The organism is Buttiauxella agrestis (genome assembly GCF_900446255.1).
Classification (GTDB): domain Bacteria; phylum Pseudomonadota; class Gammaproteobacteria; order Enterobacterales; family Enterobacteriaceae; genus Buttiauxella; species Buttiauxella agrestis.
Genome location: NZ_UIGI01000001.1, coordinates 130,176 through 146,626, shown reverse-complemented (window position 1 = coordinate 146,626; position 16,451 = coordinate 130,176). Strand labels below are relative to the sequence as shown.

General features: G+C 51.4%; 13 protein-coding genes. 3 read left to right on the top strand and 10 right to left on the bottom strand.

Annotation, left to right across the window (positions count from 1 at the left end):
* Nucleotides 1-40: 40 nt before the first annotated feature.
* From xylR to xylF, 4 genes are all read right to left on the bottom strand, one after another.
* Nucleotides 41-1,219, bottom strand: a complete 1,179-nt coding sequence (gene xylR, locus DY231_RS00685) for a D-xylose utilization transcriptional activator XylR (protein ID WP_115626916.1) — start codon at nucleotides 1,217-1,219, stop codon at nucleotides 41-43.
* Between the two features lie 93 nt (nucleotides 1,220-1,312).
* Nucleotides 1,313-2,494, bottom strand: coding sequence for a xylose ABC transporter permease XylH (xylH, locus tag DY231_RS00680; RefSeq protein WP_034499489.1), 1,182 nt, complete (start codon nucleotides 2,492-2,494; stop codon nucleotides 1,313-1,315).
* On the bottom strand, nucleotides 2,472-4,013 hold the full coding sequence (locus DY231_RS00675) for a xylose ABC transporter ATP-binding protein (RefSeq protein ID WP_115626915.1): 1,542 nt from the start codon (nucleotides 4,011-4,013) through the stop codon (nucleotides 2,472-2,474). The genes xylH and DY231_RS00675 overlap by 23 nt, the downstream gene beginning before the upstream one ends.
* Nucleotides 4,014-4,069: 56 nt before the next feature.
* Nucleotides 4,070-5,062 carry a D-xylose ABC transporter substrate-binding protein gene (xylF, locus tag DY231_RS00670; protein WP_115631737.1) on the bottom strand — a complete coding sequence of 331 codons (993 nt, stop codon included), beginning with the start codon at nucleotides 5,060-5,062 and terminating at the stop codon, nucleotides 4,070-4,072.
* A gap of 382 nt (nucleotides 5,063-5,444) precedes the next feature.
* Here xylF and xylA point away from each other — a divergent pair, with 382 nt between their 5' ends.
* A complete protein-coding gene (gene xylA / locus DY231_RS00665) occupies nucleotides 5,445-6,767 on the top strand; it encodes a xylose isomerase (RefSeq protein ID WP_115626914.1) in 1,323 nt (440 codons plus the stop codon).
* A gap of 242 nt (nucleotides 6,768-7,009) precedes the next feature.
* Entirely contained in the window at nucleotides 7,010-8,464 is a 1,455-nt protein-coding gene (xylB, locus tag DY231_RS00655; RefSeq protein WP_115626912.1) for a xylulokinase, read from the top strand.
* Between the two features lie 52 nt (nucleotides 8,465-8,516).
* Here xylB and gntU read toward each other — a convergent pair whose 3' ends face one another.
* From gntU to DY231_RS00630, 5 genes are all read right to left on the bottom strand, one after another.
* The gene (gene gntU, locus DY231_RS00650) at nucleotides 8,517-9,857 is read right to left on the bottom strand and encodes a gluconate transporter (RefSeq protein WP_115626911.1); all 1,341 of its coding nucleotides are present in this window, start codon (nucleotides 9,855-9,857) and stop codon (nucleotides 8,517-8,519) included.
* Nucleotides 9,854-10,387, bottom strand: a complete 534-nt coding sequence (gene gntK, locus DY231_RS00645) for a gluconokinase (protein WP_115626910.1) — start codon at nucleotides 10,385-10,387, stop codon at nucleotides 9,854-9,856. The genes gntU and gntK overlap by 4 nt, the downstream gene beginning before the upstream one ends.
* A 149-nt stretch (nucleotides 10,388-10,536) precedes the next feature.
* Nucleotides 10,537-11,532 carry a gluconate operon transcriptional repressor GntR gene (gene gntR / locus DY231_RS00640; RefSeq protein WP_115626909.1) on the bottom strand — a complete coding sequence of 332 codons (996 nt, stop codon included), beginning with the start codon at nucleotides 11,530-11,532 and terminating at the stop codon, nucleotides 10,537-10,539.
* Nucleotides 11,533-11,637: 105 nt separating this feature from the next.
* Nucleotides 11,638-12,333, bottom strand: a complete 696-nt coding sequence (locus DY231_RS00635; RefSeq protein ID WP_115626908.1) for a pirin family protein — start codon at nucleotides 12,331-12,333, stop codon at nucleotides 11,638-11,640.
* Nucleotides 12,334-12,456: 123 nt separating this feature from the next.
* On the bottom strand, nucleotides 12,457-13,494 hold the full coding sequence (locus DY231_RS00630; protein WP_115626907.1) for an oxidoreductase: 1,038 nt from the start codon (nucleotides 13,492-13,494) through the stop codon (nucleotides 12,457-12,459).
* 490 nt (nucleotides 13,495-13,984) lie between these two features.
* On the opposite strand from DY231_RS00630, the gene yhhY reads away from it, so the two are divergent.
* The gene (yhhY, locus tag DY231_RS00625) at nucleotides 13,985-14,482 is read left to right on the top strand and encodes an N-acetyltransferase (protein WP_115626906.1); all 498 of its coding nucleotides are present in this window, start codon (nucleotides 13,985-13,987) and stop codon (nucleotides 14,480-14,482) included.
* Nucleotides 14,483-14,571: 89 nt separating this feature from the next.
* Here yhhY and ggt read toward each other — a convergent pair whose 3' ends face one another.
* On the bottom strand, nucleotides 14,572-16,338 hold the full coding sequence (gene ggt, locus DY231_RS00620) for a gamma-glutamyltransferase (RefSeq protein ID WP_115626905.1): 1,767 nt from the start codon (nucleotides 16,336-16,338) through the stop codon (nucleotides 14,572-14,574).
* Between the last annotated feature and the right edge of the window lie 113 nt (nucleotides 16,339-16,451).

Below are 16,451 nucleotides of genomic sequence, written 5' to 3'. Positions count from 1 at the left end.
CCTTCAATTCGAAGGCGTTTTTTTTATTAAAAATCAGCACTCAAACCAATATCTCGCTGTGCCGTTCCCGATGTTCCTTCGGCGTTGCGTCATACTCTTTCTTAAAGACTGAATAGAAATACTGCAATGACGGATAACCGCACATTTGCGATATTTCGTTAATAGACAACGACGTAGAAACCAACAAGCTGCGCGCCTTTTCGAGCTTTTCAGCGTGAATCATGGCATGAATGGTTTCGCCCACTTCCTCTTTAAAACGCTTCTCAAGGTTCGACCGCGAAATCCCCACAGAATCCAGCACCTGTTCGACTTTGATGCCTTTGCAGGCGTGGTTGCGAATGTAGTGCATCGCCTGGATAACCGCAGGGTCATGCAAAGAACGATAATCCGTTGAACGACGTTCAACCACGCGCACCGGCGGTACCAACACGCGTTGCAGGGCAAGCGGCTCGTTATCCATCAAACGGTGCAGCAATTTAGCCGCCTGATACCCCATTTGCCTTGTCCCCTGCGCGACTGACGAAAGAGCGACGCGCGACAAGTATCGCGTCAGCTCTTCGTTATCAATGCCAATCACGCAGAGCTTTTCCGGCACCGGAATATGCAGATGTTCGCAGACTTGCAGTAAATGGCGGGCGCGAGCATCGGTGACGGCGATAATCCCGGTTTGCGGCGGCAGCGTTTGTACCCAGTCTGCCAGGCGATTTTGGGCGTGCTGCCAGTTTTCCGGGGCGGTTTCTATCCCTTGATAGACCACGCCACGGTATTTTTCTTTTGCTACCAATTGGTTAAATGCGTATTCGCGCTCCATCGCCCAGCGTTTGCCGCTTGAATTGGGTAAGCCATAGAAGGCAAAACGCTGCACCCCTTTTTCTTTCAGGTGCAAAAAGGCAGTTTCCACCAGCGCATGGTTGTCAGTGGCTATGTAATGCACGGGTGGATAGTGTTCAGGCAAGTGATAAGAGCCACCGACGCCGACAATCGGCACGTCTGCCCCAGCTAACAAGCGCTGGATTTCAGTATCGTCAAAATCGGCGATGACCCCGTCGCCTAACCACTCCTTGATGTTATCGATACGAGCACGAAAATCTTCTTCAATAAAAATGTCCCACTCGGATTGAGACGCCTGCAAATATTCGCCAACCCCTTCCACCACCTGGCGGTCATAGGCTTTATTGGCATTGAATAACAACGTAATGCGATGACGTTTCTCAAACATGCTTTTATTTCCTGATAACAAAACCTTAAGTGCAATACCATAACGGCAACCATGCCGGGCAACCTTCCCCCGGCATTGTGATCATTTGCACATTTATGCTCTACGCTTGGTCGCCGAATCCATCCATACGGCCAGCAATAAAATCGCGCCTTTAACGATGTACTGCCAGAACGTCGGCACATCCATCATGCTCATGCCGTTATCCAGCGAAGCCATGATAAATGCGCCCATCACCGCGCCAGCAACGCTTCCCACGCCGCCAGCGAGACTCGTGCCGCCGATGACACAGGCTGCGATGGCATCAAGCTCAGCAATGTTGCCTGCGGAAGGAGAACCCGCCCCCAGACGCGAGCTGAGAATCAAACCGGCAATGGCCACCATTAATCCATTGATGGCGAAGACGGCGAGTTTTGTGCGCTCAACATTAATACCAGAAAGTCGTGCTGCTTCGATATTGCCGCCAATCGCATAAATGCGCCGTCCAAACGCGGTACGGGTCGCCATAAACATGCCTGCCAGCAGCAGTAACGTCAGGATCAACACCGGGGTTGGCACGCCACGATAATCATTGAGCAACCAGATTGCCCCTAACACGATGACCGCCGTGATGGCCTGCCGCCCGACGACACCTGTGGATGCCGGAGTTGCCAGCCCTAACGCCTCGCGGCGAGTGCGCATACGCCATTGCCAGGCCACAAAAATGACCAGACCTAAAGTGCCGATACCAAAACCAATTCCGTCCGGAAGATAGCTTTGGCCGATTTGCGACATCGCCGCGCTGGTTGGCGAAACGGTGGTGCCGTTAGTAATACCAATCAACACACCGCGAAACGCCAGCATTCCGGCCAGAGTGACGATAAATGACGGCACTTTGCGATACGCCACCCACCAGCCATTCCAGGCCCCCAGCACCAACCCGAGAACCAGCGTAACGGCAATCGTTAGCGGTAAAGGCCAACCGAGCCAGACATCAAAGATCGCCGCGACGCCGCCGAGTAAACCCATCATCGAGCCGACGGAAAGATCAATTTCTGCCGAGATAATAACGAACACCATGCCTACGGCCAGAATCCCGGTAATGGCCGTTTGCCGCAGTAAGTTAGATACGTTTCTGGCACTGAGATAAGCGCCGTCTGTGGTCCAGGTGAAAAACAGCATGATGACAACAATCGCCGCAATCATGACAAAAACCTGGAGATTCAGCGCCCGTAAAGCGGCAAAAGGCGAAGCTGGGGGTGCCGTAAGTTTCATTTCAGACTGGTTGCTTTTCGACATGCTTTTCACTCCTCAGTGCGGCTTCCATGACCTGCTCCTGGGTCAGGTTGTGGTTTATCAGGTCAGCTTTGATTCGCCCCTCGTGCATCACCAGCACTCTGTCGCTAAGACCGAGCACCTCCGGCAATTCCGATGAGATAACAATGACCGCAATCCCTTGCTGAACCAGCTGATTGATTAATTTGTAGATTTCATATTTCGCGCCGATATCAATGCCGCGCGTAGGTTCATCAAGGATCAGGATGCGTGGGTTGAGCAGCAGGCATCGCGCCAGAATCGCTTTTTGCTGATTACCGCCGCTAAGGCGGCCAATCGCCAGTTCAGGCGAGGAGGTTTTTACTTTCAGGCGCGCAATAGATTGCAGGACGCAGTTTTGTTCGGCAGCATCATCCAGATGCGAGAGCGCACCTGAAAATTGGTTTAGCGCGGCCAGAGTGATATTTTGCCCGACGGCCATCACCGGCACGATGCCGTCTTTTTTACGATCTTCCGGCACCATGGCAATTCCGTGAGCAATAGCTTGCTGGCAGTTACCAATAGTGACCGGCTGGTTATCAATAAATATCCGGCCTTCAGACTTCCCAGGCCAGACGCCAAATAAGCACTGCACCGCTTCGGTTCGCCCGGCACCCACCAACCCTGCAATACCCAGGATTTCGCCCTTGTGCAGTGAAAACGAAATATCATTTACCCGTTTGATATGCCGGTTAACCGGATGCCAGGCCGTTAGATGTTCGACACGCAGAATTTCTTCGCCAGTCTGGTGTGGTTCATTGGGGTACAGTGCGGTCAACTCACGCCCCACCATCATGGTAATAATGTCTTCTTCACGCATTAATGCGGCATCACGCGTACCGATGGGCTGCCCGTCGCGGATAACACAGACGGTGTTGGAAATGGCTTTAACTTCATTGAGTTTGTGAGAGATATAAATGCAGGCGATACCATGCGCTTGCAGATCCCGGATGATCTCTAACAGCACTGCGGTTTCTTGCTCGGTAAGCGATGCAGTCGGCTCGTCGAGAATCAACAAGCGCACCTGTTTATTCAGCGCTTTAGCTATTTCCACAAGCTGTTGTTGCCCAAGCCCCAGCGAGCCAACACGGGTATCGGGAGAAATATTTAAGCTCACCTGTGCCAGCAGTTTTTGGCAGCGCAGCGTCATGCTGTCGTAATCCAGCACGCCGTATTGTGAAAGCTCGGCACCGAGGAAAATATTCTCAAGCACCGTCAAATGCTTAACCAGCGCCAGTTCCTGATGGATGATTGCAATGCCTTTGCGTTCAGTATCGCGAATATGGCTTGCCTGAAGTTTTTCACCCGCAAACCAAATTTCACCTTCGTAGCTACCGTAAGGATAAATCCCGCATAACACCTTCATCAGCGTCGATTTTCCGGAGCCATTTTCGCCGCAAAGTGACATGACTTCACCGGCATCAACTGACAAGCTGACGTTATCCACGGCCTTCACAACCCCAAAGGCTTTGGTGATATTTTTCATTTCCAGTAAACAAGGCATAGCCCCTCCTTTACCTGATTAAGGGTATCGCCCGTGGCATGCACGGGCGCAGTGGGTTATAGCTCGCTCTTTTTATGGAAACCGTCTGCGACAACGGTAGCGTCGATGTTGGCTTTATCGACCTCGACTGGCGTCAGGAGACGTGAAGGGACATCTTTGACGCCATTATTCAACGTGGCGTCAGAAGCGGGTTGTTTGCCCTCACCGAGTTCCACGGCAATTTCGGCCGCAGTATTGGCAAGCTGGGTGATCGGCTTGTACACCGTCATGGTTTGCGTACCGGCGATAATGCGTTTCACACCGGCCAGATCAGCGTCCTGCCCGGAAATGGCGACTTTTCCCGCCAGGCCTTGTGCGCTCAGCGCCTGAATAGCACCACCTGCGGTTGCATCGTTTGAGGCCACCACCGCGTCAATTTTGTTGTTATTTGCCGTCAGCGCATTTTCCATAATTTTCAATGCGTTTTCTGGCAACCAACCGTCAGCCCATTGATCGCCGACGATTTTTATTTTTCCACTCTCAATATAAGGTTTTAATACTTTCATCTGCCCGGCGCGGAACAACTTCGCATTATTATCGACTGGCGAGCCACCCATTAAGAAATAATTACCAGAAGGTACTTTATTAACAATGCTTTGCGCCTGAAGCTCACCGACCTTTTCATTATCGAATGAAATATAATAATCAATGTCGGCATTATTAATCATGCGATCATATGCTAATACTTTTATCCCCTCTCTTTTTGCCTCAGCAATGACATTACTTAATACCTGGCCGTTGTAAGGAATAATAACTAACACATCAACGCCACGGTTAATCATGTTCTCGATTTGCGACATTTGCGTTTCTTCGTTGCCGTTAGCGGATTGTACAAAGACTTTCGCCCCCAGAGACTCCGCTTTTTTAACAAAGATATCGCGATCTTTTTGCCAGCGTTCGAGGCGTAAATCATCTATCGCCATGCCAATTTTAACTTCTTTGGCGATGCCGCTGACACTGGTAAGAACGAGTGAGGCACACAACGTTAGTAAAAGGTTCTTAATCTTCATTTTCATATTTTTATACCTGTGTAGGGTGTAATAAATCGGATTAAAAATTATTAACATCTGTCGACCGGCTGTGATTGTTGTCTGTGAATGGCAATCCGGCAATTACAGATTTTTATCTTCCTATTACGTTTTTTTGTTTAATTGTTAATTTATGATGGCGATCTTCTTTTAAATTAGAAAAGACATTTGTTGCGTTATTTATTGGAATAACGCTCGAGATATTTCTTTCATTAATTCCAGTGTTTTTTGCGAGACAGCGCACATTTGAGCATTCTCTTAATCGCAGTGTGAAATAACGTAATTGAGCAACGCCAAAGGAAAATACAGGATGGTTACAGAATCGCTTACTTGCCGCCCCCTGATTAAGATTACGGAGTCAAATATGCAAGCCTATTTCGACCAACTCGATCGTGTACGTTTTGAAGGCACTAAATCCACTAATCCTCTGGCGTTTCGCCATTACAACCCAGACGAAATCGTTCTGGGCAAACGCATGGAAGATCACCTGCGCTTTGCGGCCTGTTACTGGCATAACTTCTGCTGGAATGGCGCAGATATGTTTGGTGTCGGTTCTTTTGAACGCCCATGGCAGCAGGCAGGCGATGCACTGGCGTTGGCAAAAGGCAAAGCCGATGTCGCGTTTGAGTTCTTCCACAAACTGAACGTACCGTATTACTGCTTCCACGATGTTGACGTATCGCCAGAAGGCGCGTCGCTGAAAGAGTATCTGAATAACTTCGCGCAAATGACCGACGTGCTGGCGCAAAAGCAGCAAGAAAGCGGCGTGAAGTTGCTGTGGGGTACGGCTAACTGCTTTACCAATCCACGTTACGGTGCAGGTGCCGCCACTAATCCAGACCCGGAAGTGTTCGCATGGGCAGCAACACAAGTCGCCACCGCGATGAATGCCACGCACAAATTAGGCGGCGAGAACTATGTTTTATGGGGTGGGCGTGAAGGTTACGAATCCCTCCTCAATACCGATTTGCGCCAGGAACGCGAGCAAATTGGCCGTTTCATGCAGATGGTGGTTGAGCACAAACACAAAATTGGTTTCCGTGGAACGCTGCTTATCGAACCGAAACCACAAGAACCAACGAAACACCAATATGACTATGATGTTGCAACGGTTTACGGCTTCCTGAAGCAGTTTGGTCTGGAAAAAGAGATCAAAGTGAACATTGAGGCGAACCACGCAACACTGGCCGGTCACTCCTTCCACCATGAAATTGCCAGCGCGATTGCGTTGGGTATCTTCGGCTCTGTTGATGCGAACCGTGGCGACCCGCAACTGGGCTGGGATACCGACCAGTTCCCGAACAGCGTTGAAGAAAACTCACTGGTGATGTACGAAATTCTGAAAGCGGGCGGCTTTACCACAGGCGGCCTGAACTTTGATGCCAAAGTTCGTCGCCAGAGCACCGATAAGTACGATCTGTTCTATGGTCATATTGGTGCCATGGATGTCATGGCGCTGTCGCTGAAAATTGCCGCACGCATGATTGAAGAGGGTGAGCTGGATAAGCGTGTCGCCAAACGTTATGCCGGCTGGAATGGTGAAGTCGGCCAGCAAATTCTGAAAGGGCAAATGTCTCTGGCACAAGTTGCGCAGTACGCTGAACAACATAACCTGGCGCCGCAGCACCAAAGTGGGCATCAGGAGTTGCTGGAAAACCTGGTGAATCGTTATCTGTTCGATAAATAAATCTAAGCCGTAGTCATGAAGTGCAACCTGTAGCGAGTGCCCTAAATAATTCGAGTTGCAGGACAAAAGGCTTCAGCATTTTGAACAGCGCTTGCGCTGGCCCCAACGGGGCGAGGCTCTGCCGAGTAACGCGGCAAAGGCTCGAATCCCCTGGAGCTTACATAAGTAAGTGACTGGGGTGAGATCCTGCAGCCAACACCCCTGCAACTTGAAGTATGACGGGCGTATAAGTAGGAGTCGGTATGTACATCGGAATCGATCTCGGCACCTCGGGTGTAAAAGTGATTTTGTTGGATGAGCAAGGCGAGGTGCTGGCAACACGTACTGAAGCGCTGACGGTGTCGCGCCCGCATCCGTTGTGGTCGGAGCAAGATCCTGAACACTGGTGGCAAGCCACCGACCGCGCGATGAAAGCACTCGGTGAACAACATTCCCTCGCGGGTGTTAAAGCACTCGGGATTGCCGGGCAAATGCACGGCGCAACATTGCTTGATGAACAGCAAAATGTTTTACGCCCGGCGATTTTATGGAACGACGGGCGCTGCGGCGAAGAGTGCGCTTTGCTGGAAGCCAGCGTTACTGATTCGCGCAAAATTACTGGCAACCTGATGATGCCAGGTTTTACCGCGCCAAAACTGCTGTGGGTAAAGCGCCACGAGCCAGGCGTTTTTGCAAAAGTCGATAAGGTGCTATTGCCTAAAGATTATCTACGTTTGCGGATGACCGGCATTTTTGCCAGCGATATGTCTGACGCAGCCGGCACAATGTGGCTGGATGTCGCGAAGCGCGACTGGAGCGACAAAATGCTCGACGCCTGCCAATTCAGCCGCCAGCAAATGCCTGATTTATTCGAAGGCAGTGAAATTACCGGCACGCTGAAAGCAGACGTGGCGCAGGCGTGGAATATGCCTGCGGTGCCGGTTGTGGCCGGTGGAGGTGATAACGCAGCAGGCGCAGCGGGTGTCGGCATGATGGACGCAGGCCAGGCAATGTTGTCGCTCGGCACCTCGGGGGTTTATTTTGCCGTAAGCGAAGGTTTCCTCAGCAAGCCGGAAAGCGCCGTACATAGTTTTTGCCACGCATTGCCCAACCGCTGGCATTTAATGTCCGTGATGTTGAGCGCGGCGTCCTGCCTTGACTGGGCAGCAAAGCTGACCGGCCTGGATACCGTTCCTGCGTTGCTGGCAGCGGCTGAACAAGCCAATGAAGAAGCGGGCGATGTCTGGTTCCTGCCTTACCTTTCAGGCGAACGCACACCGCACAATAATCCGCAGGCAAAAGGCGTTTTCTTTGGCCTGACGCATCAGCACGGCCCGGCAGAACTGGCGCGCGCGGTACTTGAAGGCGTGGGTTACGCGTTGGCGGATGGCATGGACGTGGTGCATTCCTGTGGCGTTACGCCACAAAGCGTCACGCTGATTGGCGGCGGTGCGCGAAGTCCGTACTGGCGGCAAATGCTGGCGGATATCAGCGGGCAAACGTTGGATTACCGTACGGGGGGTGATGTCGGCCCGGCATTGGGTGCTGCACGACTGGCACAAATCGCCATGTCGCCAGAAAAACCTTTGCAATCCCTGCTTCCGCAGTTACCACTTGAGCAGCAGCACAAGCCGGATATGTCACGCCATGAACGTTACAAATCTCGTCGCAAAGTGTTTAATCAGATTTATCAGCAGCTGTTGCCGTTAATGTCTTGAGAGTATTTTCAGAAGCATGACGCTCTGGTTTTCCAGAGCGTCATGCACCATTTCAGGAGAGCAGCGTAAAAGCAATCATCCCGACCAGTGCACCGGTGGTGCCGAGGATGGTTTCCATCATGGTCCAGGTTTTCAGGGTTTGCCCTTCGGTAGCGCCCGTAAACTTACCGAATAGCCAGAAACCGGCGTCGTTTACGTGGCTCACCACAATGGAACCGCCCGCGATACAAATCGACAACGCTGCCATTTGTGCGCCGCTATAGTTCAATTGCTCGATAACAGGCATTACCAGACCCACTGCGGTCAAACAGGCGACCGTTGCGGAGCCCTGGATAATGCGCACCGCTGCCGCCAGCACGAAGCAGGTTAACGCGATCGGAAGACCTAACCCGGTTAACGCTTCACCTAAGGCTGGGCCAACACCTGAATCCACCAACACTTGCTTGAACACACCGCCCGCGCCGATAACCAACAGAATGATACCCGCGGGTTGCAGCGCGTGGCCGCAGATTTCCATGACTCGCTCTTTCGCCATACCCTGGCGGTATGCAAGGCCGTAAATCGCAACCAGACACGCGACCAGAATCGCGGTGAACGGGTGGCCGACAAACTCGAGCCATTCGTACAGCGTGGAACCCTGTTCAACGAAACGTGCAGCGATGGTTTTCATGCCCACCAGCACCAGCGGCAACAGGATCAGCGACAGGCTAAAACCAAACGACGGTAATTTGCCTTCACCCAAATGCGGTTCGCTGATGTCGTCAGGAATATGCAGCTCGACATATTTGCTGATGAAGTTCCCAAACAGCGGCCCGGCGATAATCATGCTCGGAATTGCAGCGCACAAGCCGAGCAGAATCATCCAGCCAAAGTCGGCGTGCATCTGGGAGGCGAGTAACATAGGCGCAGGCCCGGGCAGCAGAAACGCTGCGGCAGCGGCGACGCCCGCAAACAGTGGGATCACCAGCTTAACGAGGTTAGTTCCGGTGTGGCGGGCCATAGAAAATGCCACGCTAATCAGCAGAACGATAGCCACTTCGAAGAACAATGGCAGGGCGCAAATCAAGCCCGCCAGGCCAATCGCGTAATGTGCGCGACTCTTGCCAAAAGCCTTCAGCATTTTGACGGCGATTTGGTCTACCGCACCCGTTTCATGGAGAATCTTACCGAACATCGCGCCAAGCGCGACGACGATGGCGAGGAATCCGAGTGTCCCGCCCATTCCTTTTTCCATGGTTGCCGCAATTTTATCGAGCGGCATTCCGGAAAAGATCCCTGCACCAATTGAAACCACCATCAAAGCAACGAAGGCGTGCATACGCGCCTTCATCACTAAAAACAGCAACAGTAATACTGAACCCACTGCTGTTAAAACAAGAGTTAATGTACTCACTGCGCACTGCCTTTATTAATCACATCAATCGTGCTGGCGACTACGCCTTCAAGCGTTTGGTCGATATCCACCACCAGAACATCAGGTTCGTCAGACTTCGGTTCTTGCAGCGTTTCAAACTGAGTGACCAGCATCTGCGTTTTGAAGAAGTGACCTTTACGGGCCTTCAGGCGGTTTTCAATGACCTCGAAATCCCCTTTCATGTAGATGAAGGAGAGGTTCGGATTACCTTCGCGTAATTGGTCGCGATAAACTTTTTTCAGCGCGGAGCAAACAATCAAAGAGACTTTGTTGGTACGCTGCATCGCGAAAGCTGCATCGTTCAACGCTTGCAGCCACGGCTTACGATCTTCATCGTTCAGCGGCTCACCCGATGCCATTTTCATGATATTGCAGCGCGGATGAAGGAAGTCGCCGTCGAGGAACGCGGCTTTGAGTTGATGAGCAACTTCACTTGCAACAGCAGATTTACCGCTGCCAGAGACGCCCATCAGGACGTAGATGTGGTTTTCGTGGTTGGTAGTGCTCATAGCGAAGCTCCGACTAGCGCAACAATTTGTTATAGGAAATTGTTACGGGTAACTGTTATCGGTAACATTGTCTAAGCTGCCTGCGCAATAAGCAATAACCATTAGCTTGCAAAGTGTATAACTGTGAGCTAAATCATATTTTGGGACGGTTAAATTGAACCGCCGGGAGATAAAGTGAAACCCAGGTCGAGCATTTGCGGAGTGACCTCTTCACCGCGAATTCTCGCCAGCAAACGCTCGGCACCAATGCGGCCCATTCGTTCACGCGGCGTCAGTACACTGGCAAGACGCGGCTCCATAACCTGGCCGATATCGTGACCGTGGAAACCAGCAATCGCCATATCTTTCGGAATGCTCAAACCCTGGCGCTGGCATTCAAACGCCGCGCCGATCGCTAAGTCATCGTTGGTGCAGAAGATACTGTCGAGCTGCGGATATTCACGACGCGCCTGACGGAACAATTCAATACCGGTGGAATATGAGGAGGAGTTTTCGACCATTACACTATATGGCACAAGTCCGGCATCGTTCATCGCCTGCTCATAACCTTTTTTCTTAATCACGGTACGTTCATCAAGGCGAGCACCGAGATACGCGACGTGGCGGTGGCCGCGAGCAATAATCGCCGCAGTCATCTGGCGTGCAGCTTCGAAGTTATCAAACCCGACGGCGATATCGAGGCACGGAGAAATGCTGTCCATCAATTCCACTACGGGAATCCCCGCCACTTCAATCATTTTTAAAGTGCGTGGAGTATGGGTGCGTTCGGTGAGGATAAGTCCGTCGATATTCCAGGAAAGCATGGATTCCAGACGCTCTTCTTCCAGCTCCGGCTTATAGCCGTAGTGGGCGAGCATGGTCTGGTAGCCGTAAGCATCAATGACGTTTTCAATACCACGCAACACTTCGGCAAAAACCTGGTTGGTCAGCGAAGGCAGTAATACGCCAATGGCGCGACTGGTTGAGTTGGAAAGAATATCAGGTGCGCGGTTAGGAATGTAGCCAAGTTCATCAAGGGCGGCGGCAATTTTTACCTGTAATGCAGCGGAAACCTGGTCAGGGTTACGCAAAAAGCGGCTGACCGTCATTTTTGTTATGCCGACGCGATCTGCAACGTCCTGTAATACCGGTCTTTTCTTTTTCATTATCTTGCTGTGCGGGTTAACTATCGACAGCGAAGTTTAGCACGGACAAAGCACAACCTTCCCCCGGTTTCGAGGAAGGTTGTGACCGGTAACTATCGGTATTTATTAGACTGGAGGTAAATCGAACAAAAGAATCTCACTTTCACTATTGGCGTGAATCGAAATCGCTTGTTCGTCCCATACGGCAACCGCATCGCTGGTTTTAGCCTGAGTGCCGTTGATAGAGACATCACCTTTTACAACCTGCACCCAAATGCGGCGATCTGCCGGGATCTGATAGACAGATTGCTCGTCTTTCGCTAATGCCCAACGCGACAACTCCATATCCTGGTTCACTTTCAGAGATCCATCACGCGCATCCGGTGACAACACTAACTGGCGGCCCTGTGGCGCATCAAAACGGCGCTGATCGTAACGCGGCGTGATGCCTGTTTTGTCTGGAATAATCCAGATTTGGTACAAACGCAGGCGCTCGGTGTCACTTGGGTTGTACTCGGAGTGAGTAATCCCGGTCCCGGCGCTCATAATCTGGAATTCACCCGCAGGGACTTTCTCTTCGTTGCCCATGCTATCGCGGTGTGCCACGGCACCTTCGAGCACGTAAGTCAGGATTTCCATGTCTTTGTGTGGATGGGTACCAAAACCTTCACCGGCTTCCACCACGTCTTCGTTAATCACACGTAATGCCGAGAAACCCATGAAATTGGCATCGTAATAGTTAGCGAAAGAGAAGGTGTGCCAGCTATCCAACCAACCATGATTCGCGTGACCACGTTCTTCAGCTTTTCTTAAAAAGATCATTTTGTTTCTCCGCAATTCGTTTGATGGACTAAGTGTGGACTCGAATCGGAAATGATCATAGAGGGTGAAAATTGACGCCTCTGTTCAAAAAAAGTGAACGAGTTTACGGCGTCAATTTTCAGGTCAGGCGAGAGTGATTGTTGAAGGAGAAGCCTGCTCGAAACCGCGTTCGAGGATCTCAAGGTTGGTCAGGGCTTCAATTTCTCTGACGTAATTGGGTTTGCCGTTAAGAATGGTTTCATACAGCGCGTCGTACACGCGCCCATAATCGCCCATTTCCGGTTTCAGCTCTTCGCGCACGGTTTCACCCGCATCATTCGCGTACTCAAGCTGGCCCACGCTGCTGTCAGCCGCAAAGCCCGGTTCACCCGGCATGATGTACGCCTTGAGGCTGGTTTCTTGCTGGTCGATTCCGTATTTAATAAACGAGCCTTTGGTGCCATGAACCTGGAATTTCGGGTAGTCGATTTTCACCAGATGGCTGGTTTTGACGATGGCTTTCATATCGCCATAGAAAAGCTGCGCTTCAAAGGTATCGTCCGGATTGGCTTTATTGCGCACGCTGCGAATGTCGTAGGCGACATGATCCGGGCGGCCGAAAAGCGAGATAATTTGGTCCATGGTATGCACGCCAAGGCCATAGAACGCGCCGTCTGCCGGTAGACCTGGTTTGGTTTCAGCCACCGGGCGATACATGTCAAAGTGGCTTTCAATCTCGACGATGTCGCCCAGTTTTCCGCTTTCGATGGCTTTTTTCATGGTCAGGAAGCAGGAGTCAAAGCGGCGGTTTTGATACGGCGTGACGGTCAGCCCTTTGGCTTTCGCCAGCTCAAACAATTCTTTCGCTTCAGCCAGCGTTGGGGTAAACGGCTTTTCCACCAGCACATTTTTACCGGCTTCCAACGCGCGTTTCGCGTAATCAAAGTGGCTGTCTGCATGGGTACACACCACCACCAGTTTCACCTGCGGGTCGTTCAGCACTTCGTCTAAATCGCTGGTGAAATGAATGTGGCTATATTCCGGCTGCTGCTCGATATCAGGCTTTTCATTGCGGCGGAAGATATGGGCAACGTGGAATTTATCTTTGCGAACCAGAACGTAAGGAAGGTGGTAGCGGGTGGTGCTTTTGCCAAAACCTATAAAAGCGCAGTGTAGGGTCATTGCTTCGTCCTTTTTGACTTTGAATTGCAATTACCATACTTGAGACGGAGGCGGATGGCACCGTGATTTTGCGGCTATGGAGTTGTTTGCTTTTGGCGGAGGACGCTGCGCTTTTCCGCCCTACGAAAAGACGGATCGATAGTTGTTTGCCCGAATGAGTTGGAGTTGTAGCAAGGCGGCAAGAGAACGAATCCCGATGAGCTTACTTATGTAAGTGATTCGGGTGAGTGAGCGCAGCCAACGCAGCTACAGCTTCAAATCAGAAGGGCAAAAAAAAAGCCAGCGCAAGGCTGGCTAAGTAATACTGGAAGCAATGTGAGCAATGTCGTGCTTTCAGGTTGTCTCCGTAAGGGTCTCCCCTGAACGCATGGCAATAATAATCATTATCATTCGCACTTGTCTACTATTTTTTAGAAATAATTGGCAGTTGACGAAAATTAAAAAGTCAATAATGTTGAAGGGGTTACCTAACCAATTGAGGAGAAAAGGAATGAGCGAAATAGTGATACGTCATGCTGAAATCGGCGATGCGGAAGCTCTGCATCAACTTTACTCTCAACCGGCGCCGCAACGCGACACGCTACATATTCCTCATTCTCCGCAAGCGCAGTGGCTGGAACGGTTGAAGGAACCAAAGCCTGGTAGCCGTAATCTGGTCGCATGTATTGATAGAAAAGTGGTTGGTCAACTGACGCTTGCGATTGAACCCTCACCGCGCCGCAGCCACGTCGCAAACTTTGGCATAGGCGTGGACAGCAATTTTCATGGCAGAGGCGTCGCCAGCGCGTTGATGGCAGCCATGACCGACCTGTGTGATAACTGGCTGCGCGTCGAGCGTATCGAGTTGACGGTGTTTGTTGATAACGCACCTGCGCTGGCGGTGTATCGTAAATTCGGCTTTGAGATAGAAGGCACCGGTAAAAACTTCGCGCTGCGTGATGGGAAGTTTGTGGATGCGTATTTTATGGCTCGGATTAAGCCGGAGTAAATCGCCCTCACCCTAACCCTCTCCCTCAGGAGAGGGGACTCTACGGCTTTCTCCCTCTCCTGAGGGAGAGGGCCGGGGTGAGGGGCAACTTAATAACCCGCCGTCAAATCATCCACGGAACGCGGGTCAGATGCGCCATACAGCGTGCCATCCGGCGCAACCATAATGCTTTGTGTACTGCCCATCGCCTCTTTCACCTGCACATTCTGCCCTTTATCTTTCAGCAGTTTGATGGTGTCCGGGCTAAATCCTTTTTCAACACGTAACTCATCTGGCAACCACTGATGATGGAAACGCGGCGCGTTGGTCGCTTCGGCGACGTTCATCCCATAATCAATGGTATTCATCACCATTTGCAGCACAGTGGTGATGATTCGGCTACCGCCTGGGCTACCCGTCACCAGCCAGGTTTTCCCATCTTTGACCACGATAGTTGGCGACATCGACGACAACGGACGTTTGTGCGGCCCTACTGCGTTGGCATCGCCACCCACCAGCCCGTAGACGTTCGGAACACCCGGTTTGGCCGAGAAATCATCCATTTGGTTATTCATCAGAATGCCGGTATTCCCCGCCACAATACCTGTGCCGAACACGGTATTAAGGGTGTAAGTCACTGCTACAGCGTTGCCGTCTTTATCCACCACCGAGAAATGCGTGGTCTGGTTGCTTTCATATGGGGCAAGTTTGCCCGGTTTGATTTCGCTTGATGGTCGCGCTTTGTTGATATCTATCTGTTCTGCCAACGATTTCGCATAGGCTTTGTTGGTCAGCGCCTGCCACGGTACTTTCACAAAATCCGGATCGCCAAGATATTCTGAGCGATCGGCATAAGCATATTTTTCAGCCTCAGCGGTGAGTTGCATCGCATCGGCGCTACCAAAACCGTATTTGGCGAGGTCGAAGTTTTCCAGAATATTAAGGATTTGCACGATATGAATGCCACCGGAAGACGGCGGCGGCATAGAGAAAATCTCATAGCCACGGTATTCGCCGCTAATTGGCGCACGTTCTACCGCCTTGTAATTCGCCAGATCCGCTTTGCTGATCAGCCCACCATTTTTTGCCATTTCATCCGCAATCTGGTCAGCAATAGCCCCTTTATAGAAAGCATCCGGGCCATTTTCAGCAATCATTTCCAGGCTTTTGGCGAGGTTGGTCTGCACCAGTTTGTCGCCCTTTTGCAGCGGTTCGCCATCCGCTTTCCAGAAAATAGCTTTGCTGTTTGGGTGATTCGGGATCACTTCCGCGCCATACACCTTTAAATCTTCAGCCAGTGCATCGTTCACCGTAAATCCGTCCTGCGCCAGTTTAATCGCAGGCTGAATCACTTTGTTGAGCGGCAGAGTGCCATATTTTTCCAGCGCCATTGAGAAGCCCGCCACGGTGCCAGGTGTGCCGGAAGCAAGATGAGAAGTGAGGGATTTTTTGCTGTCAGCGTTGCCTTGCGCGTCGAGGAACATATCACGCGTGGCTTTTTCTGGTGCCATTTCACGGAAATCAATGGCGGTGGTTTTACCGTCTTTGGTGCGCAGCATCATAAAGCCACCGCCGCCAATATTCCCGGCCTGCGGGTGAGTCACCGCCAGCGCAAAACCGACTGCAACTGCGGCATCTACCGCATTTCCGCCCTGTTTCAGAATATCGACGCCCACTTGTGTGGCGAGAGAATCTTGCGAAGCCACCATGCCATTTTCAGCACGCACCGCATGGTGTACGTCAGCTTCAACACCATAGGATACCGGGGGTGCCGCCGGAGGGGGCGCAGCATTAACAGAAAGGCAAAGTCCTATCATGAGCGCAGGAATGGTCATCCAACGCAGTACTTCTGAACGAAAAGTTTTCCACTGCTTCATCGTTGTTTTCTCCATGTTTGTCCAGTCAATCGCCCAATAAGCCTGGTCTAAAACTCCTAAATAATCTTCGTAACTACGGAAAACGATTAAACTTAGTAGATCCCCCAAATGGA